General features: G+C 72.8%; 16 protein-coding genes. All 16 read left to right on the top strand.

Annotated features, from left to right (window positions below):
- Positions 1-43: 43 nt before the first annotated feature.
- Entirely contained in the window at positions 44-1,390 is a 1,347-nt protein-coding gene (locus ABD990_RS26655) for a sensor histidine kinase (RefSeq protein ID WP_345383498.1), read from the top strand.
- A gap of 250 nt (positions 1,391-1,640) precedes the next feature.
- Positions 1,641-2,582, top strand: a complete 942-nt coding sequence (locus ABD990_RS26650) for an anti-sigma factor RsbA family regulatory protein (protein ID WP_345383497.1) — start codon at positions 1,641-1,643, stop codon at positions 2,580-2,582.
- 100 nt (positions 2,583-2,682) lie between these two features.
- A complete protein-coding gene (locus tag ABD990_RS26645; RefSeq protein ID WP_345383496.1) occupies positions 2,683-3,789 on the top strand; it encodes an NDMA-dependent alcohol dehydrogenase in 1,107 nt (368 codons plus the stop codon).
- Positions 3,790-3,828: 39 nt separating this feature from the next.
- Positions 3,829-4,785 (top strand): R2-like ligand-binding oxidase, encoded by a 957-nt coding sequence (locus ABD990_RS26640; protein ID WP_345383494.1) that lies wholly within the window; start codon positions 3,829-3,831, stop codon positions 4,783-4,785.
- Entirely contained in the window at positions 4,782-5,729 is a 948-nt protein-coding gene (locus tag ABD990_RS26635; protein ID WP_345383493.1) for an oxygenase MpaB family protein, read from the top strand. Before ABD990_RS26640 ends, ABD990_RS26635 begins: the two co-directional genes overlap by 4 nt.
- 257 nt (positions 5,730-5,986) lie before the next feature.
- Complete coding sequence (locus ABD990_RS26630) at positions 5,987-7,237, top strand: ABC transporter ATP-binding protein (protein ID WP_345383492.1); 1,251 nt, start codon at positions 5,987-5,989, stop codon at positions 7,235-7,237.
- A gap of 109 nt (positions 7,238-7,346) precedes the next feature.
- Positions 7,347-8,138 (top strand): MlaE family ABC transporter permease, encoded by a 792-nt coding sequence (locus ABD990_RS26625; RefSeq protein WP_051737480.1) that lies wholly within the window; start codon positions 7,347-7,349, stop codon positions 8,136-8,138.
- Between the two features lies 1 nt (position 8,139).
- The gene (locus ABD990_RS26620) at positions 8,140-8,967 is read left to right on the top strand and encodes an MlaE family ABC transporter permease (protein ID WP_345383491.1); all 828 of its coding nucleotides are present in this window, start codon (positions 8,140-8,142) and stop codon (positions 8,965-8,967) included.
- Positions 8,964-10,355 carry an MCE family protein gene (locus ABD990_RS26615; RefSeq protein WP_345383490.1) on the top strand — a complete coding sequence of 464 codons (1,392 nt, stop codon included), beginning with the start codon at positions 8,964-8,966 and terminating at the stop codon, positions 10,353-10,355. Before ABD990_RS26620 ends, ABD990_RS26615 begins: the two co-directional genes overlap by 4 nt.
- Positions 10,352-11,533, top strand: a complete 1,182-nt coding sequence (locus ABD990_RS26610; RefSeq protein ID WP_345383489.1) for an MCE family protein — start codon at positions 10,352-10,354, stop codon at positions 11,531-11,533. The genes ABD990_RS26615 and ABD990_RS26610 overlap by 4 nt, the downstream gene beginning before the upstream one ends.
- The gene (locus ABD990_RS26605) at positions 11,533-12,504 is read left to right on the top strand and encodes an MCE family protein (RefSeq protein ID WP_345383488.1); all 972 of its coding nucleotides are present in this window, start codon (positions 11,533-11,535) and stop codon (positions 12,502-12,504) included. The genes ABD990_RS26610 and ABD990_RS26605 overlap by 1 nt, the downstream gene beginning before the upstream one ends.
- Complete coding sequence (locus tag ABD990_RS26600) at positions 12,504-13,847, top strand: MCE family protein (RefSeq protein ID WP_345383487.1); 1,344 nt, start codon at positions 12,504-12,506, stop codon at positions 13,845-13,847. Before ABD990_RS26605 ends, ABD990_RS26600 begins: the two co-directional genes overlap by 1 nt.
- The gene (locus ABD990_RS26595) at positions 13,844-15,142 is read left to right on the top strand and encodes an MCE family protein (RefSeq protein ID WP_345383486.1); all 1,299 of its coding nucleotides are present in this window, start codon (positions 13,844-13,846) and stop codon (positions 15,140-15,142) included. Before ABD990_RS26600 ends, ABD990_RS26595 begins: the two co-directional genes overlap by 4 nt.
- The gene (locus ABD990_RS26590) at positions 15,139-16,380 is read left to right on the top strand and encodes an MCE family protein (protein ID WP_345383485.1); all 1,242 of its coding nucleotides are present in this window, start codon (positions 15,139-15,141) and stop codon (positions 16,378-16,380) included. Before ABD990_RS26595 ends, ABD990_RS26590 begins: the two co-directional genes overlap by 4 nt.
- A gap of 63 nt (positions 16,381-16,443) precedes the next feature.
- Positions 16,444-17,031 carry a hypothetical protein gene (locus ABD990_RS26585; protein ID WP_345383484.1) on the top strand — a complete coding sequence of 196 codons (588 nt, stop codon included), beginning with the start codon at positions 16,444-16,446 and terminating at the stop codon, positions 17,029-17,031.
- A gap of 64 nt (positions 17,032-17,095) precedes the next feature.
- Positions 17,096-18,103: a hypothetical protein gene (locus ABD990_RS26580; RefSeq protein WP_345383483.1), complete on the top strand. Its 1,008-nt coding sequence runs from the start codon at positions 17,096-17,098 to the stop codon at positions 18,101-18,103.
- Positions 18,104-18,189: the final 86 nt, after the last annotated feature.

Genomic DNA, 18,189 nt, shown 5'->3' with positions numbered 1-18,189 from the left:
TCTCCGGACTCTCACGACCTGCACCGATCGCGACGGAGGCCCGGTGACCAGCCCGACGGACGGCGGGGTGGACCCGCTCGCGGAGGCCATGACGGACCCGGGCGCGGCCCGCTGGGACCCCTGGACGCGGCGCTCGGACTCGGCCGAGGAGCGGGCCGCCGTGGTGATCCGGGCGATCGTCGTGGTCGCCGTCGGGCTGGCGCTCGCCGTCGGCCCGGAGCTCGCCCGGGGCCGCCCGCTCGTGGTCTGGGGCATCGTGGTCGGCACGGCGCTCTACGCCGCGGCGCTGGTGGTGGCCGAGTGGGCGGAGTGGCAGCTGCCCGTCCGGCCCGCGGTGATCACGGTGATCGACGGGGTGCTGGTCCTCGTGGCCTGCGGGCTCACCGGCGGCGCGGACAGCATCTTCGTCGCGGTGCTGCCGCTGATCGCGATCGCGATGTCGCTGCGGAGCGGGCCGGTGCTGGGCCGGCTGGGCGCGCTGGGTGTCGGTGTCGGTTTCACGGTCGCCTGCCTGCTCGGCTCGGACCCCGACGTGCCGGTGGCGGAGCGGCTGCTCACGGGGGCCTGGTGGAGCGGGTTCCTCGTCGCCGGCGCGGTGCTGGTCGGGGTGCTGGTGCGGATGCTCGAGCGCCAGCTGCAGGAGGCCGCGGACTCCCGGGCCCGCGCGGCGGCGGAGCACGAGAAGCTGCTCTCGGAGCGGGAGCTGCGGGCGCGGCTGGTCGCGGCGCAGCAGGCCCGGCTCGACGGGGTGCGGGTGGTGCTGCACGAGTTCCGCACGCCCGTCGCCTCGCTCACAGCGCTGACCACCGACCTCGCGAAGGGCGCGCTGTCCCCGGAGGCCTCGCGCACCGCGACCCGGTTGCTCGCCGAGCACGCCGTGCACCTGCAGGACATGCTCGAGGGCCTCGCCGACCTGGCCGTCCGGGACGGCAGCCCGCTGGGCCGGGTCACCGACCGGCGGGTCGTGCTGGCCGAGCTGGCCGAGGCGGTGCTCGACGCGGCGGCGGTGGCGCCCGGCCGTCGGCGGATCGCCGTGGCGCCGCCGGATGCGGCGGTGCGCTGCGACCCGCAGCGGCTGCGCCGGGTGCTCACCAACCTCGTGGAGAACGCGGCGCGGCACAGCGGCGAGGAGCCCGTCGAGCTGGACCTCGCCCACACCGCGGGCACGCTCGTCGCCGAGGTGCGCGACCGCGGTCCCGGCCTGCCGCCGGGCCAGGAGGGCCTGGTGACGGCCAAGGGCGTGGCCCTGGGGGAGCGGCGCGGTACCGCGGGCCTCGGGCTGTGGATCGTCGAGGCGCTGGTGGGCGCGATGAACGGCGAGCTCACGCTGCTGCCGCGGGAGGGCGGCGGCCTGGTCGCCCGCCTCACCCTCCCCCTCGCCCCCGCCTGACCACCCGACTCGCGGTGCAGCACCTGCCGACTCGCGGGAGCCCAGACCCCGACTCGCGGGAGCCCAGACCCGACTCGCGGGAGCCCAGACCCCGACTCGCGGAAGCCCAGGCCCCGACTCGCGGGAGCGCTGCCGGCCCTTCCCGCGAGTCGCGCTGTGGGCTCCAGCGAGTTGCGCTCGACACGTCGCCCACTGCTCGTCGGGGTCCGGTGCAGTACGCTGGACAGCCGTCGGTGAGGAGCCCGTGCCCATGATCGGAGTCGAGGTGGGACCTGCCGCGGAGCCGTTCACGCACCCCGCCCTCCTCTACGTCGACCCGGCGCACTACGTCCGGGAGACGACGTCGTTCGTCCGGGAGGGGCTGGCGGCGGGAGACCCGGTCACCGTGGCGGTCCCGACCCGCAATCTCGAGCTCCTGCGGGACGAGCTGGGGGCCGACGCGCGGCACGTGCAGCTGCTCGACATGAGCGAGGTGGGGCGCAACCCCGGCCGCATCCTTCCCCAGGTGCTGTACCGCGCGGTCGACGAGAGCCCGCCGGAGGTGCACGTCCGGGTCATCGGCGAGCCGATCTGGCCGGGGCGCACGCCGCTGGAGTACCCGGCGTGCCTGCAGCACGAGGCGCTCATCAACCTCGCCCTCCGGGGGAGACGGGCGACCGTGCTCTGCCCCTACGACGTCGGCGGGCTGTCGCCCGAGGTGCTGGCCGACGCCGAGCGGAGCCACCCGGTCCTCGTCGACGGCGACGGCGCCCGCACCAGCCGGGCGTACGACCCGGACGGGGTGCTCGTCGTGACCAACCGGGAGCTGCCCGAGCCGGAGAGCTGTGCCGAGTTCCCGTTCGACGCCGGCCGACTCGCCCGGGCACGCGCCTTCGCCGCCGCGGAGGCCGCCCGCGCGGGGCTCGACGAGGACCGCTGCGACGACTTCCAGCTCGCGATCGCAGAGCTCGCCGCGAACAGCATCCGGCACGGTGGCGGTTCCGGCCGGCTGCGGGTGTGGACGGAGGACGGCCACCTCGTGGGGGAGGTCCAGGACGCGGGCCGGTTGGCGAACCCCCTGGCCGGGCGCCGCCGGCCGGACGACTCGCAGCTCAGCGGCCGGGGCCTGCTGATGGTGCAGAGCCTCGCCGACCTCGTCCGGACCCACACCGGGCCGGCCGGCACGACGACCCGGGTCTATCTGCGCCGCTGAGCCGGCCCGGTCGCGCGCGGCGCGAGCTGGCACGCGCGGGACAGGGCGGGAACTCGCGGCCCGCTGTGGTCCCGCGTGACGCGGGTCATGATCGACGCTCATGAAGACCCGAGCAGCGGTGCTGTGGGAGCAGGGCGGCAAGTGGGAGGTCGAGGAGGTCGAGCTCGACCCGCCTGGCCCCGGTGAGGTCCTGGTCGAGCTGGCCGCGTCCGGCCTCTGCCACTCCGACGAGCACCTGGTGACCGGCGACCTCCCCGTCGCCTACCCGATGGTCGGCGGCCACGAGGGCGCGGGGCGCGTGCGCGAGGTCGGCCCGGGCGTGACCGAGGTGGAGGTCGGCGATCCGGTCGTCATGACCTTCCTGCCCAGCTGCGGGCGCTGCTCGTACTGCGTGCGCGGCATGACCAGCCTGTGCGACGACGGCGCGGGCGCCACCCTCGGCCCGCAGCTCGACGGCACGTACCGCTTCCACGCGCGCGGCGAGGACGTCGGGCAGATGTGCTTGCTCGGCACGTTCAGCCAGCACACCGTGGTGCCGGTGAAGTCCGTCGTGAAGATCGACGAGGGCTTCCCGCTCGAGCTGGCCGCGCTGGTCGGCTGCGGTGTCACCACCGGCTTCGGCTCGGCCGTCCGCACCGCGGACCTGCGCGCCGGCGACTCGTGCGTCGTCATCGGGATCGGCGGGATCGGCGCCAACGCCGTGCAGGGCGCGGTCAACGCCGGCTGCCGGTACGTCGTGGCGGTGGACCCGGTGGAGTTCAAGCGGGAGAAGGCCCTCGAGCTGGGCGCCACGCACACCGCGGCGAGCATCGACGAGGCCTGGCCGCTGATCTCCGAGCTCACCCGCGGCCAGCTCGCCGACGCCGCCGTGCTCACCACCGGCATCGCCGACGGGGACGACCTGCAGCCCGCGCTGCAGCTGGTCGGCAAGCGCGGCCGCGTCGTCGTCACCGCGCTGGGCAAGGCCGAGCAGGAGACGGCGAGCCTCAGCCTGCTGGAGCTCACCCTCTACGAGAAGCAGATCCGCGGCGCCCTGTTCGGCAGCTCCAACGGCCAGCACGACGTGCCGCGCCTGCTCGAGCTGCACAACCTCGGCCGGCTCAAGCTCCGCGAGCTGATCACCACGGAGTACACCCTCGACGAGGTGAACGAGGGCTACGAGGACATGCGAGCGGGCCGCAACATCCGGGGCCTCATCCGCTTCTGACCCCCACCCCACCACGAGCCTCGAGGCAAAGGAGCCGACATGCGCACGATCGAGCACGGCAAGCGGGACGGGTTCGCCTCCCTCGACGCGGGCGGGCTGAAGCAGGAGTCCTTCCCGCTCCGCCTGTTCACCAAGGGGGCCGCGAAGCACTGGAACCCCGCGGACATCGACTTCTCGCAGGACGCGAAGGACTTCGCGGCCATGACGGACGAGGAGCGGTGGTACACCTGCGCGCTCGCGGCGCAGTTCATGGCGGGCGAGGAGTCCGTGACGCAGGACCTGCAGCCCTTCGTGGCCGCGATGGCCGCCGAGGGCCGGTTCGCGGACGAGATGTACCTGACCCAGTTCGTCTACGAGGAGGCCAAGCACACGCAGGCCTTCCGGCTGTGGTTCGACGCCGTCGGGATGAGCGGGGACCTGCACGAGTACATCGAGTTCAACGACGCGTACATGCAGATCTTCACCCAGGAGCTGCCGGGCAGCCTGTACGCGCTGGAGCACGACCCGTCGCCGCGCAACCAGATCCGCGCCTCGGTGACCTACAACCACATCGTCGAGGGCACGCTCGCGCTCACCGGCTACTTCGCCTGGCAGAAGATCTGCGCGAGCCGCGGGATCCTGCCCGGCATCCAGAAGGTGATCAAGCACATCGGCGACGACGAGCGCCGCCACATGGCCTGGGGCACCTTCACCTGCCGCCGCCACGTCGCCGCGGACGACGACATGTTCGAGGTGGTGGACGAGCGCATGCAGGAGCTGATGGTGCCGGCGATGGGCGTGGTCACCGCGACCTTCGACAAGTACGAGGGCGGCGAGCCGCCCTTCGGCGTCGACATCTCCGAGATGGCCGAGTACGCGATGGACAAGCTGGGCCGCCGGCTCGGCGCGATCGAGTCCGCCCGCGGCGCGGACCTGCGGGCGATCGACGTCGACGCCTCGCCCGAGGCGCTGGAGGAGAAGTTCCACGCCGAGGACCAGCTGGAGCTGGCCGGATGACCCGCGCAGGGCGGTACGACCGGCTCCGCGAGATCGAGCTGCTCGATCCCGAGACGGACTACCTCGAGATCTACCGGCTCATGTCGATGTACGAGTTTCCCTGGGACATCAACCAGGCGCTCTCGTTCGCGCTGTTCCGCACCTACGCGGTGCCGACGATCGGGAAGCTGCTCGCCGAGACGGGGGAGTTCACCGAGCGCGTCCAGAAGCGCTACGACGACACGGGGCTGATCCTCGAGGCCGTCCTCGAGCACGGGTTCGCCGGCACCGGCAAGGACGCCGTCCGCCGGATGAACCAGATGCACCGTAGCTATCCGATCAGCAACGACGACATGCGCTACACGCTGTGCACGTTCGTCGTGTCGCCGATCCGGTGGATGGACGCCTACGGCTGGCGGCCGTTCTCCGAGACCGAGAAGGTCGCGAGCGCGAACTACTACCGTGAGCTCGGCCGGCACATGGGCATCAAGGACATCCCGGCCACCTGGCAGGAGTTCTGCGAGGCCCACGACGCCTACGAGCGGGAGCACTTCGGCCACGACCCGGGCGGCCGCGCCGTCGCGGACTCCACGCTCGCGCTGCTGTGCACGTTCCCGCCGAACGACAGGGCCCCGGCGGCGCTGATCGACGCCTTCTCCCGCTCGCTGATGGACGCCCCGTTGCGGGAGGCGTTCCGCTACGCCGCGCCCCCGCGGTGGTTCCAGGCGATGTCGCGGGCCGCACTGCGGCTGCGCGGCCGGGTCGTCCGGGCGATGCCCGTGCGTACGCGCCCGAAGTTCGTGCGGGACCTGCCGAGCATCCGGAGCTACCCGGACGGGTTCGACGTCCGGGAGCTGGGGACCTTCCCCCAGGGCTGCCCCGTGCCCCACGGCCGGATCGCTTCGGGCGGGGACACGTACTCCGATCGAGTGGTCTCCCCGCTGGTCACTCCATCCGGAGCCTGAGACCCGGGTTGTACCGGCATGGGCCCGCCCGGGGTAACGGAGTGCGACGGGCGACGCCCCGCGAACCGTGATCGACAACGGTGTGTCGATCACGGTTCACGGGGCGTGTCCGTCGTTCTCAGGGACCGCCGGAGCGCCTGCGTCGCCCCGGAATACCCGGCAGTAACCAGACTGCGCCGCCGTCGTTGGGCGCTGCAGGACGAGTGCGTGCACCGGCAAGAACCGGTCCGCAGGGCTCGAGTGCGCGAGGAGGCGACGTGCCCGGTGTCGAGGTGAAGGTCGAGGGACTGACCAAGTCCTTCGGGCGCGCGAACATCTGGTCGGACGTCACGCTGACGCTGCCGCCGGGTGAGGTCAGCGTGCTGCTCGGCCCGTCCGGCACGGGCAAGTCGGTGTTCCTGAAGTCGCTGATCGGGCTGCTGAAGCCGGAGAAGGGCTCGATCGTCATCCACGAGACCGACCTCGTGCGGTGCAGCGAGAGCCGGCTCTACGAGATCCGCAAGCTGTTCGGGGTGCTGTTCCAGGACGGCGCGCTCTTCGGCTCGATGAACCTCTACGACAACATCGCCTTCCCGCTGCGCGAGCACACCAAGAAGGGCGAGGCGGAGATCCGTGACATCGTCGCGGAGAAGATGGACATGGTCGGCCTCAAGGGCGACGAGAAGAAGCTGCCCGGCGAGATCTCCGGCGGCATGCGCAAGCGCGCCGGGCTGGCCCGGGCGCTGGTGCTCGACCCCGAGATCATCCTGTTCGACGAGCCGGACTCGGGCCTGGACCCGGTGCGCACGGCCTACCTGAACCAGCTGATCATCGACCTGAACGCGCAGACGGACGCGACGTTCCTGATCGTCACCCACGACATCAACACCGCGCAGACCGTCCCGGACAACATCGGCATGCTCTACCGCAAGCACCTCGCGATGTTCGGCCCGCGGGAGGTGCTGCTCACCAGCGAGGACCCGGTGGTGGCGCAGTTCCTCAACGGCCGCCGGCAGGGTCCGATCGGCATGTCGGAGGAGAAGGACACCGCCCAGGCGGCCCGGGAGATGGCCGAGGTCGACGAGCTGTCGGGGCTGCCCCCGATCAAGCCCCAGCTCGAGGCGACCGCCGGCCTGCCCGAGCGCAAGGCCGTGGCCCGCCGGCAGAAGCGGGTGGCGGAGATGATGCACACCCTGCCGCCCGCCGCGCAGGAGGCCATCCGCCGCTCGCAGGCCGAGAGCGGCCAGGCGGCGCAGCAGACGGGCCAGCAGCCGACCCGCCAGCAGGCCGTCGGTGCGGCGCCCTATGGTCGTCCCGACGCCCCCACCCAGAGCATCCCGCGGGTGCAGGACGCCGGTCCGTCGGCGCCGCAGGACGCTCCGCTCGGCCAGCCCGTGCCCCCGCAGGACGCCCCGCAGGGCTCCTCGCAGACCCCGCAGCAGTACCGCCAGCAGAACGTGCAGCAGCCCCCGACCGGCCGCGCCCCCGGCGGCCCCGGCTCCGGCCCCGGCCGGCACCGCTTCCGCTAGTCCCGAACGCCGCCCCGTCGCGGGTGGGCCGCCCCCACGGACCACCCGCGAACCTGCTCCCCACCGCCCCCGCGCAGCTCGCCGCTGCCGTGGAGACAAGGACTCCGCCGTGTCCGCTCCCCAGGCCGGCCCCAGCCCCCTGACCCGCGCCCTCACCCCCGTCGGGCGCCTGTTCGGGCTGGGCGTCGACATCGTGAAACAGACCTTCCGGCCGCCGTTCCAGCTGCGCGAGTACATCGAGCAGACCTGGTTCGTCACCAAGGTGTCCGCGCTGCCCACGGCGCTGTTCACGATCCCGTTCGGCGCGACGATCGCGCTGCTGCTGGCCGAGCTCACCCGCCAGTTCGGCGCGCAGAGCCAGACCGGCGCGGGGTCGGTGCTCGCGATCGTGCAGCAGGCGGCCCCGATCGTCACCGCCCTGCTGATCTCCGGCGCCGGCGGCAGCGCGGTCTGCGCCGACCTCGGCGCCCGCACCATCCGCGAGGAGATCGCGGCCATGGAGGTGCTGGGCATCTCGCCGATCCAGCGTCTCGTGGTGCCCCGGGTGCTCGCGATGGCCACCACCGCCCTGGTGCTCAACGGCCTGGCCACGGTGGTCGGCGTCGGCGGCGGCTACTTCTTCAACGTCATCATCCAGGGCGGCACGCCGGGCGCGTACATCGCGAGCTTCTCGGCGATCGCGCAGGTCAGCGACATCGTGGTGAGCGAGGTCAAGGCGGCCCTGTTCGGGTTCACCGCCGGGATCGTCGCGGCCTACCGGGGGCTCAACCCGCCCCCCGGTGCGAAGGGCGTCGGCGACGCGGTGAACCAGTCCGTCGTCATCTCCTTCGTCCTGGTGTTCCTGATCAACCTGGTCCTCACCGCGCTCTACCTCGAGCTCGTCCCGCCGAAGGGGATCTGAAGTGGCCCGAGTCAGCACGCTGGTGCGCCGGCCGGTCGACCAGCTCGAGGAGCTGGGCGACCAGCTCGACCTCTACGCCCGCGCGATCGCGTGGGTCCCGCGCACGCTGCGCCGCTACCCGAAGGAGATCTTCCGGCTGCTGGCCGAGGTCAGCTTCGGCTCCGGCGCCCTGATCGTCATCCTCGGCACCGCGGGCGTGATGGCGGCGCTGTCGCTGTTCGTCGGCTCGCTGGTCGGCCTGCAGGGCTTCCGCGCGCTGGACTCCCTCGGCGTCGAGGCCCTGACCGGCTTCATCACCGCGTACTTCAACACCCGCGACATCGCCCCGCTGGTCGCCGCCTCGGCGCTCACCGCGACGCTCGGCGCGGGCTTCACCGCCCAGCTGGGCGCCATGCGGATCTCCGAGGAGGTCGACGCGCTCGAGGTCATGGCGGTGCCCTCGGTGCCGTTCCTGGTCACCACCCGCGTGATCGCCGGGATCCTGGCGGTGATCCCGATGTACACGATCGGCCTGCTGGCGAGCTTCGCCGCGGCCCGGATCAACGTCACGCTGATCAACGGGCTGCCCGGCGGGACCTACGACCACTACTTCGACCTGTTCCTGCCGGTCGGGGACATCTTCGCGTCGTACCTGAAGGTGATCATCTTCGCGACGGTGGTCATCCTGATCCACTGCCACTACGGCTACCACGCCAAGGGCGGGCCGGCCGGCGTCGGCGTGGCGGTCGGCCGGGCGGTGCGGCTGTCGATCGTCAGCACCGCGATCCTGGACTTCTTCCTCACCCTCGTGCTCTTCGGCACCTCGACGTCGGTGCGGGTGGCCGGATGACGCACAGCACCAAGAAGGTGACGCTCGGCGTCGTCTTCATCCTGGTGATCGCACTGCTGATCGGCCTGGCCGTGGCGCAGTACGCCGGGGCGTTCCGCTCCGGGATCCCGGTGACGCTGAAGGTGGACCGGGTCGGCACCCAGCTGAACGAGCGCGCGGACGTCAAGATCCGCGGCCTGAGCGTCGGCACCGTCGACGAGATCAGCACGGACGGCGACGGCGCCACCATCACGATGTCGATGAACCCGGACCTGATCGACCAGATCCCGGACGACGTGACGGCGCGGCTGCTGCCCAAGACGCTCTTCGGGGAGAAGTACGTGTCCCTGGTGCCGCCGGAGCGCTCCGACGGGGTCACGCTCGCGGCCTACGACACGATCCGCGAGGACCGCAGCGTGGCCGGCATCGAGGTCGAGCGGGTGCTCGACGACCTGCTCCCGCTGCTCCAGGCCGTGCAGCCACAGGATCTCGCCACCACGCTCGGCGCGCTGTCGCAGGGCCTCGCCGGCCGCGGCGAGCAGCTCGGGCAGACCCTGGAGCAGCTGAACACCCTCACCGCGGGCCTGCGGCCGGCCATCCCGGACCTGCAGGAGGACATCACCCAGCTCGCGGACTTCTCCGAGAACCTGTCGAACGCCGCGCCGGACCTGCTCGACGCGCTCGACGACCTCACGGTCACCAGCCGCACGGTCGTCGACCAGCCGCAGGACCTGCGGAACCTGTACCGGTCGGTGACGGGGGCGTCGGACGACCTGCGGGCCTTCCTCGACGCCAACAAGGACAACCTGATCGGGCTGGCCGCGTCGAGCCGGCCGACGCTGGAGACGCTGGCGCGCTACGCGCCGGAGTTCCCCTGCTTCTTCCAGCAGGCCAGCCGGCTGATCCCGTACCTGGACCAGGTGTTCGGCAAGGGCACGAACGAGCCCGGAGTGCACATCACGCTGGAGATCGCCGCAACCAACGGCAAGTACCTCCCGAACCAGGACGAGCCGGCGTACGAGGACGACCGCGGGCCGCGGTGCTACCCGATCATCATGCCGGGCCCGCAGTACCCGCCGGACGGTCCGTTCCGGGACGGCTCGGTCCCGCCGCCGGCCCCGGCCGGCCAGCCGATCGGCCCGCCCGGCAAGTTCGGGGTCGAGGACTACGGCACGTTCGACGGCACGTACTCGTGGGACCTGATCCCCGGGTTCGAGTGGAGCCCGAACACCCACGCCGGCGCGAAGCCCGCGTCGTACGACATGGGCATCACCAACTCGCGCGGTGAGCAGCAGCAGGTCGCCGAGCTGGTCGCGGCGCGCACCGGGACCGCCCCGGCCGCCGTGCCGGGCTGGGGCAGCGTGCTGGTCGGCCCGCTCTACCGCGGGGCGGAGGTGCGGATCGCATGACCCGCGTCCCGATCGGCCCGCTCACCAAGTTCCTCGTCTTCGCTCTGGTCACCGCGCTCGCGACGACGGTCCTCGGGCTGACCATCGCGAACAGCCAGGGCGGGGACAAGACGACGTACTCGGCCCGCTTCACGGACGTCAACGGCCTGCTGCAGGGCGACGACGTGCGGATCGCGGGGGTGATCGTCGGCTCCGTCGACAAGATCGAGATCGTCGACCGGCGGCAGGCCCAGGTCGAGTTCAGCGTGGACTCCGCGCTGAGCGTCCCGGCCTCGGCCACCGCGGCGATCCTCTACAAGAACCTCATCGGGCAGCGGTTCCTCTCGCTCGGGCAGGGGACCGGGGGCGGCGGCCGGCTGCAGCCGGGCGGCACCCTGCCGGTGCAGCAGACCCGCCCGCCGCTGGACCTCACCACGCTGTTCAACGGGTTCAAGCCGCTCTTCCAGGGCCTCGACCCGGAGCAGGTCAACAAGCTGTCCCAGGAGATCGTCTCGACCCTGCAGGGCGAGGGCGGCACCGTGGACAGCCTGCTCGCCAGCACGGCCTCGCTCACCAGCACCATCGCGGACCGCGACCTGGTGATCGGGCAGGTCGTCGACAACCTCAACGGCGTGCTGCAGACCGTGAACAGCCACGACGAGAACCTCGACCAGCTGATCACCTCGCTGCAGCAGCTCGTGTCCGGGCTGGCCCAGGACCGCGAGCCCATCGGCGACGCGCTCTCCTCGATCGCCGACCTCACCCAGGTGACCGGCGGCTTCGTCGAGGAGGCCCGGCCGCCGCTGAAGGCGGACATCCGCGCGCTGGGCGACCTCGCCGGCCAGCTCGACCAGGCCCGCCCGACGCTGGAGCACCTGCTGGAGTTCAGCCCGTACAAGCTGAACACGATCAGCCGCGCGGCCAGCTACGGCAGCTGGTTCCAGTTCTACCTGTGCGGGCTCTCCGGCTCGGTGGGGCTCGGCGACCTGATCCCGCGGGTCGAGATCCCGGTGTTCCACTCCGACGCACCACGATGCGGCCCCGATCCCGACGGCGTCGAGGGCCAGCAAGCACCGCTGGTGCCGGGCGTGCCGCCCGCAGTGGAGCAGCTCGTCAACGGTGTGCTGCCGAACGGCCTGCCGGAGAACGCCCCCGCTCTGCCGATCTTCGGCCCGCTCCCGACCGGAGGAACCCGCTGATGGCCGCCACCGGTGCGCGCCGCCCGGTCCCGCTCGCGATCGCGGGGCTGGTGCTGATCGCCGTGCTCGCGGTCGTCGCCTTCCAGGCCCCGTCGATCTTCGGCGGCGCGACCTACCACGCCGAGTTCGGCGAGGCCGCGGGCCTGCAGGCGGACGACCGGGTCACCGTGGCCGGCGTCGAGGTCGGCCGGGTGACGTCGGTGACGCTCGCGGGCGACCACGTCGACGTCGCCTTCCGGGTGGACGACGCCTGGCTCGGCGACCGGACGTCGGCGTCGATCGAGATCGCCACGCTGCTCGGCTCGAAGTACCTGGCCCTGGACCCGCAGGGCGACCAGGAGCTCGATCCGGGCACGGCGATCCCGCGGGACCGCACGATCTCGCCCTTCGACGTGGTCGAGGCGTTCAACGGGCTGTCCGGCACCATCGACCAGCTCGACACGAACCAGCTCGCGGACAGCCTGCGCACGCTGGCGGACACGTTCGAGGACACCCCGGACGACGTCCGCGGCACCCTCGACGGCCTCTCCCGGCTCTCCACCACGATCTCCGGCCGGGACGAGCAGATCCGCCAGCTGCTCGCCGGGGCACGGAACCTGTCGTCCATCCTCGCGGATCGCCGTGGCGACTTCGACAAGCTGCTCTCGGACGGCAACCTGCTGCTCGCGGAGCTGCAGCGGCGCAAGGACGCCATCGACCGGCTGCTCGACGGCACGCGGCTGCTCTCCCAGCAGCTGTCCGGCCTCGTCGCGGACAACGAGGATCAGCTGCGGCCGACGCTCGAGACCCTCGACCGGGTCACCGAGGTGCTGCAGCGCCACCAGGACGACCTGGCCGACACGCTGAAGAACGAGGCGGTGTTCGTGCGGCTGTTCACCAACGCCGTCGGCAACGGCCGCTGGTTCGACAACTACATCTGCGGGCTGCTCCCGATCCCGACGATCGGCCCGCTGAACCCCGGAGGCTGCTGATGGTCGGCTCCTGGGCGGCGGACCGCCGCGCGCTGCAGATCACCGCGCTGGTCTCGATCGTCGCCGTGCTCGTCGCCACTGGCGTCTGGCTGATCGGCAACGGGGGCGGCCGGAAGATCACGGCCTACTTCACCAACGCCTCGGCGCTGTTCGAGGACAACGACGTGCGCGTGCTCGGCGTGCCCGTGGGCCACATCGACACGATCACGCCGCAGGGCACGCAGGTGAAGGTCGACATGACCATCACCGACCCGGAGGTGCACCTGGCGCCCGACGCCAAGGCCGCGGTCGTCTCGCCGAGCCTGGTGACCGGCCGCTACGTGCAGCTGTTCCCGACCGTCCCGGACGGCGCGCCGCAGCTCGAGAGCGGGGCGACGATCCCGCTGGAGCGCACCGCGGTCCCGCTCGGCGTCGACGACCTCGCCAAGGCCGCCACCGAGCTCTCGCAGGCCCTCGGCCCGCAGGGCGCCAACTCGACGGGCGCTGTGTCGCAGGCCCTCGACGTCGGGGCGCAGAACCTGGCCGGCAACGGCGAGGCGTTCAACGACACCCTCCGCGGCCTCGGCAACCTGTCCAACACCCTCGCCGGATCCAGCGAGGACCTCTTCGGCACCGTGACGGAGCTGCAGAAGTTCACCGAGACCCTGGCCCGGGACGACGCGAAGGTGCGGGAGTTCAACGGCCGGCTGGCCGACGTCACCGGCTTCCTCGCGAGCGAGCGGGAGGACCTCGGCGGGGCGATCAGGGACCTGTCGGTGGCCCTCGGCGACGTGGCCGGCTTCGTCCGGGACAACCGGGACACGGTCCACTCGAACGTCGACCGGCTCGCCGACGTCACCCAGGTGCTGGTGGACCAGCAGCGGGCGTTGACCGAGATCCTCGACGTCGCGCCGCTGGGCATCTCCAACCTGGCGAACACCTACAACGGCTCCTCGGGCACGCTCGACACCCGGGCGAACATCAACGAGCTCGGCCGGCCGCCGATCTACTTCCTCTGCGACCTGCTCAAGACCGGCGCGCCGGATCCGCTCAAGCCGCTCGTGCCCACGTGCGCCGCGCTGCCGGACGTCACCACGCTGCCCACGCCGGCGCAGATCCTCGGTTCGGTGACCACCGGGCAGACCCCGCCCGTGCCGGGCCTGGCTATCCCGTCCGCCCCGCTCGTCCCGCAGGACCCGGCGGCGCCGCAGGCCGGCCGGCCGGCGCCGGCGGTCCCGGGGCAGGAGAACACCGCTCCGTCCGCGCCGACCAGCACCGCCCCGGCCGTCCCGGCTCCCGCGGAGCAGGAGTCCGGCGGCGGCATCGGCGGGTTCTTCTCGACGCTCTTCGGAGGTGGGTCGTGAGGCGGACGAGGCTCGCGGCCAGGCTGGTGGTCCTGGTGACCGTCGCGTCGGTCGCGCTGAGCGGCTGCGGGGTGTTCTCCGGCGGGCTGCGCGGGGTGGAGCTCCCCGGTGGCGCCGACCTGGGCGACGACCCGTACGCGGTGACGATCGAGTTCCCCGACGTCGTCGACCTGGTCCCGCAGTCCCTGGTCAAGGTGGCCGACGTCAGCGTCGGGACGGTCCGGTCCATCGACGTGGACCCGGCCTCCTGGAACGCACGCGTCACCGTGGCGGTGAACCGCGGCGTCGCGCTGCCGGCGAACGCCGAGGCGCGGGTGCGCACCACCAGCCTCCTCGGCGAGAAGTTCGTGGAGCTGGCGGCGCCCGCCCAGGGCGGCGCCGGCACCCTCGCCGACGGGGCCACCATCCCGGTCGAGCGCGCGGGCCGCGCGGTCGAGGTCGAGGAGGTCTTCGGCGCGCTGTCCATGCTGCTCAACGGCGGCGGCGTCGCGCAGATCAGGACCATCTCCACCGAGCTGAACAAGGCCCTCGACGGGCGGGAGCCGCAGATCCGCGCACTGCTCGACAATCTGGACACGCTCGTCGGTGCGCTCGACGACCGCAAGGGCGAGATCACCCGCGCCCTCGACGGGCTCAACCGGCTGTCCGCCACGCTGAACGACCGGCGACCGCAGATCGAGAACGCGCTCGAGAACATCGGGCCGGGCCTGGCCGAGCTGGAGCGCCAGCGCGGCCAGCTGGTCGACATGCTCAAGGCGCTCGACCGGCTCTCCGGCACCGCGACGGACACGATCAACCGCAGCCGGGAGGACGTCCTCGCCGACCTGCGGGCCCTGCAGCCGACGCTCGCCAAGCTCGCCGAGTCCGGGCAGGACCTGCCGAACTCGCTGGAGCTGATCGGCAGCTTCCCGTTCACCGACGCCGCGGTCGACGCGTTCGCCGGTGACTACGCGAACCTGTACGTCCGGGCCGACCTGGACCTGACGACCCTGTTGGACAACCTGCTGCGGTCCAACCAGCCCTTCCCGACCCCGGAGACCCCCCTGTTCAACCAGCTCCCGCCCGTCGGGCAGCTGCTGTCGCCGCTGCTGGGCGGCAACCCGGACCAGCCGTCCCTGCCGCTGCTCGGCCCGGCGGAGACCCCGCTCGGCCAGGCCGACCCGAACAACCCGCCGCCGACCATCGCGCCGACCACCAGCGCCGTGCCGCCGCCGCCGACGGACGGCAGCGGCACGCCCGGCGGCGGCTCGGGCGGCGGCGGTCTCCTCGGCGGACTCCTCGGAGGTGGCCGGTGATCACCCGGACCATGCGGTGGCAGCTCCTCGCGCTGCTGCTGGTGACCGTGCTGGGCGTCGGGTACACCGGCTTCCGGTACGCGAACTTCGGCGCGATCTTCGGCGCCACGACCTACCCGGTCACGATGAGGCTCGCCGACTCCGGCGGCATCTTCACCGGCGCGGACGTCACGTACCGGGGCGTCAGCGTCGGCCGGGTCGGCCCGCTGACCCTCACCCCGGACGGCGTCGACGTGCAGCTCGACCTCGAGCGCGGCGGCCCGGAGATCCCCGCCGACGTCACCGCCGCCGTGCGGAACCTGTCGGCGATCGGCGAGCAGTACGTCGACCTGCAGCCGGCGAGCGCCTCGGGGCCCGAGCTGCAGTCCGGTTCGGTCATCCCGCTGTCGCGGGTGAGCGTGCCGGTACAGGTGGACCAGGTCGTCACGAGCCTCGACGGGTTCGTGCGGTCGGTCCCGCTGGAGAGCCTGCGCACCGTCGTCGACGAGCTGGGCAAGGGCTTCGCCAACAGCGGCGTCCCGCTGCAGAAGCTGCTCGACACCACCAGCGAGTTCACGAAGGCGGCCACGGACGCGCTGCCGCAGACCACCGCGCTGCTGCGCGACGGCCGGACCGTGCTGACCACGCAGAACGACGTGGCCGGGCAGTTCGCCGACTTCAGCTCGAGCCTGAAGCTGCTCGCCGAGCAGCTCAAGGAGTCCGACCCCGACCTGCGTCGGCTGATCCACACCGCGCCGGAGGCGGCGGACCAGATCCGCGGGCTGCTGCGGGAGAGCGGTGCCGGGCTGTCGACCACGGTCGCCAACCTGCTGACCGTCTCGCGGATCGCCGAGCCCCGGCAGTCGAACCTCCAGCAGCTTCTGGTGACCTACCCGGGCGTGATGGCCAACGGCTACACGGCCGCGCCCAACGACGGCACGGCGCACCTCGGGCTGGTGCTCAACTTCTTCGATCCCTTCCCGTGCGTGGCGGGGTACGAGGGCACCGAACACCGACCCGGGAACGTGACCACGGAGATCCCGGTCAACAAGAAGGCGTACTGTGCCGAGCCACAGGGGAGTCCGACGAGCGTGCGCGGTGCCCAGAACGCTCCCCGGGCACCGCACTCGACGACCCCCCGAGCCAAGCCCGGCACGACCGGAAACCCGTCCGCGGAGCTGCCGCTCCCGGCCGGGTCCGACGACCCGCAACCGCTGAACCCGCTCCCCCTCGGAACACCCGCCGGGATCCTGGCCTGACGGCCGGAGCCCCGGAGCCACACCCCGATGGCCGACGCCCCCACGGCCGGATGGAGTCCCGCAATGACTGCGAGCACCACGGAGAGCACGACCGAGACGACCGCCGAGGTCCGGCCCGACACCGGGCCCTCGGGCGGGAGGAGGTTCGGCGGTCCGCGGGCCCTGCAGGTCGCCGCCGCCGTCGCGGTGGTCGCGGCGATCGTGTTCGGTGTGCTGTGGCTGACGACCCTGCTGAGCGGCGAGCGGAAGCTCGCCGAGGCGCGCGACGACGTGCTCGTCGCGGCCCGGCAGTCCGCGATCAGCCTGAACACGCTGGACTGGCACGACGTCGACGGCGGGCTGGACCGCTGGGAGCAGACCTCCACCGGCGCGGTCCTCGACGAGTTCCGCACCAACCGCGCGCAGTACGCGCAGTTCGTGGCGCAGTCCAGGCGGACCACCACGGCCACGGTGTCCGACGCCGCGGTGAGCGAGCTCGACGACCGCGCCGGCGTCGCCCGGGTGCTCGTGGGCGTCGACGTGACGGTGACCCCGGACGGGCAGCAGCCCATTCCGACCCGTCAGCGCCTGCAGCTCGAGATGACCCGCACGGACGCGGGCTGGAAGGTCAGCAAGCTCGCGCCCGTCCGTGCCCCCGGACAGAGCGGCTGACCGGCCCGGCAGCCGGCCTGCTCCCGTCCGTACCCGGTCGACCGACGGCCCCCAGGAGGTCACCATGACGCCCCAGCCCCGCAAGCCCGCCCCCACCACCGCGACCCGGCGCCGGGCCACCACCGGCATCCGCCGCCCGCGCGTCGCCGGGCGCCCGGACCCGGGCCGGCCCGACACCGGCCGCCCGGACGCCCCGGCCGAGGCCGCCGAGGCAGCCGGCCGCCCGGACGTCACCCGGGCGGACAGCCGGCACGCCCCGGTCGAGCCGGAGACCGAGGCGCTCACCGCCCCGGACGTCGAGGACGAGGCGGAGACCGCCGCCGTCCCGGCCACGCACGACGCCGACGCCGCCGACGACGCCGCCGGCGCCGAGGTCGCCGGGGACGCCGGGGACAGGGCGACGGGGGAGCGGCCCGCCGGTGCCCGCGCCCGCCGTGCGCGGCTGGCCCGGCGCGAGGGTGTCGAGGCCCTCGCGGCCGCGGAGCCGGACGAGGCGAGCGGGGCGCAGCGGCCCCGGCGCAGCCTCACGGAGCGCCTGCGGGTGCCGGCGCCGCCCTCGACGACGCGGGGCACCACGATCCTCGCCGGCGTCACGGTCGTCGCGCTGGCGCTGGCCGCGCTGGCCGGGGTGAGCTGGTGGACCATGCGGCACACGCCCGCGGCGCAGAACACCGCGCTGGTCGACGTCGCCGCCACCACCCAGGTCAGCCAGCAGCTCGGGGACGCGGTGAAGACCGTCTACTCCTACGACTACACCCGGCTCGACCAGAACGAGGCCGCGGCCCGCGAGGTCATCACGCCGGCGTTCGGCCAGCAGTTCGACGCGCTGTTCGGCGAGGTCCGCAAGCTCGCACTGGAGCAGCAGGCGGTGGTCACCGCGACGATCTCGCAGTCGGCCGTCGAGTCGATCACCGGCGACCGCGCCGTGCTGGTGGTGTTCCTCGACCAGCAGGCGACCCGCGCCGCCGCGGGCGACCAGGCGGGCCAGCAGGTCGCCGCCGCGGGCCGGCTCACGGTGACCGGGCAGCTCGTGGACGGCACCTGGAAGATCGCGGAGGTCGCCGTCGCGTAGCGGCGCATCGATGCCGTCGCCTGGCGGCAGGGCACCCCGGCGGCGGGGGCGTCGCCGGGGTGCGTATGCTTGTCCTCGGTTCCACC

It is taken from the genome of Pseudonocardia yuanmonensis, from assembly GCF_039542425.1.
Classification (GTDB): domain Bacteria; phylum Actinomycetota; class Actinomycetes; order Mycobacteriales; family Pseudonocardiaceae; genus Pseudonocardia; species Pseudonocardia yuanmonensis.
The sequence above is the reverse complement of the archived record's forward strand: the minus strand, read 5'-3'. Positions and strand labels throughout refer to the sequence as shown.

Excerpts from the sequence above, each read along its gene's own strand:
- ABD990_RS26640 (WP_345383494.1), top strand. The coding sequence starts at position 3,829 with ATGCGCACGATCGAGCACGGCAAGCGGGACGGGTTCGCCTCCCTCGAC.
- ABD990_RS26600 (WP_345383487.1), top strand. The coding sequence starts at position 12,504 with ATGGTCGGCTCCTGGGCGGCGGACCGCCGCGCGCTGCAGATCACCGCG.
- ABD990_RS26650 (WP_345383497.1), top strand. The coding sequence starts at position 1,641 with ATGATCGGAGTCGAGGTGGGACCTGCCGCGGAGCCGTTCACGCACCCC.
- ABD990_RS26580 (WP_345383483.1), top strand. The coding sequence starts at position 17,096 with ATGACGCCCCAGCCCCGCAAGCCCGCCCCCACCACCGCGACCCGGCGC.
- ABD990_RS26585 (WP_345383484.1), top strand. The coding sequence starts at position 16,444 with ATGACTGCGAGCACCACGGAGAGCACGACCGAGACGACCGCCGAGGTC.
- ABD990_RS26615 (WP_345383490.1), top strand. The coding sequence starts at position 8,964 with ATGACGCACAGCACCAAGAAGGTGACGCTCGGCGTCGTCTTCATCCTG.
- ABD990_RS26605 (WP_345383488.1), top strand. The coding sequence starts at position 11,533 with ATGGCCGCCACCGGTGCGCGCCGCCCGGTCCCGCTCGCGATCGCGGGG.
- ABD990_RS26610 (WP_345383489.1), top strand. The coding sequence starts at position 10,352 with ATGACCCGCGTCCCGATCGGCCCGCTCACCAAGTTCCTCGTCTTCGCT.
- ABD990_RS26645 (WP_345383496.1), top strand. The coding sequence starts at position 2,683 with ATGAAGACCCGAGCAGCGGTGCTGTGGGAGCAGGGCGGCAAGTGGGAG.
- ABD990_RS26635 (WP_345383493.1), top strand. The coding sequence starts at position 4,782 with ATGACCCGCGCAGGGCGGTACGACCGGCTCCGCGAGATCGAGCTGCTC.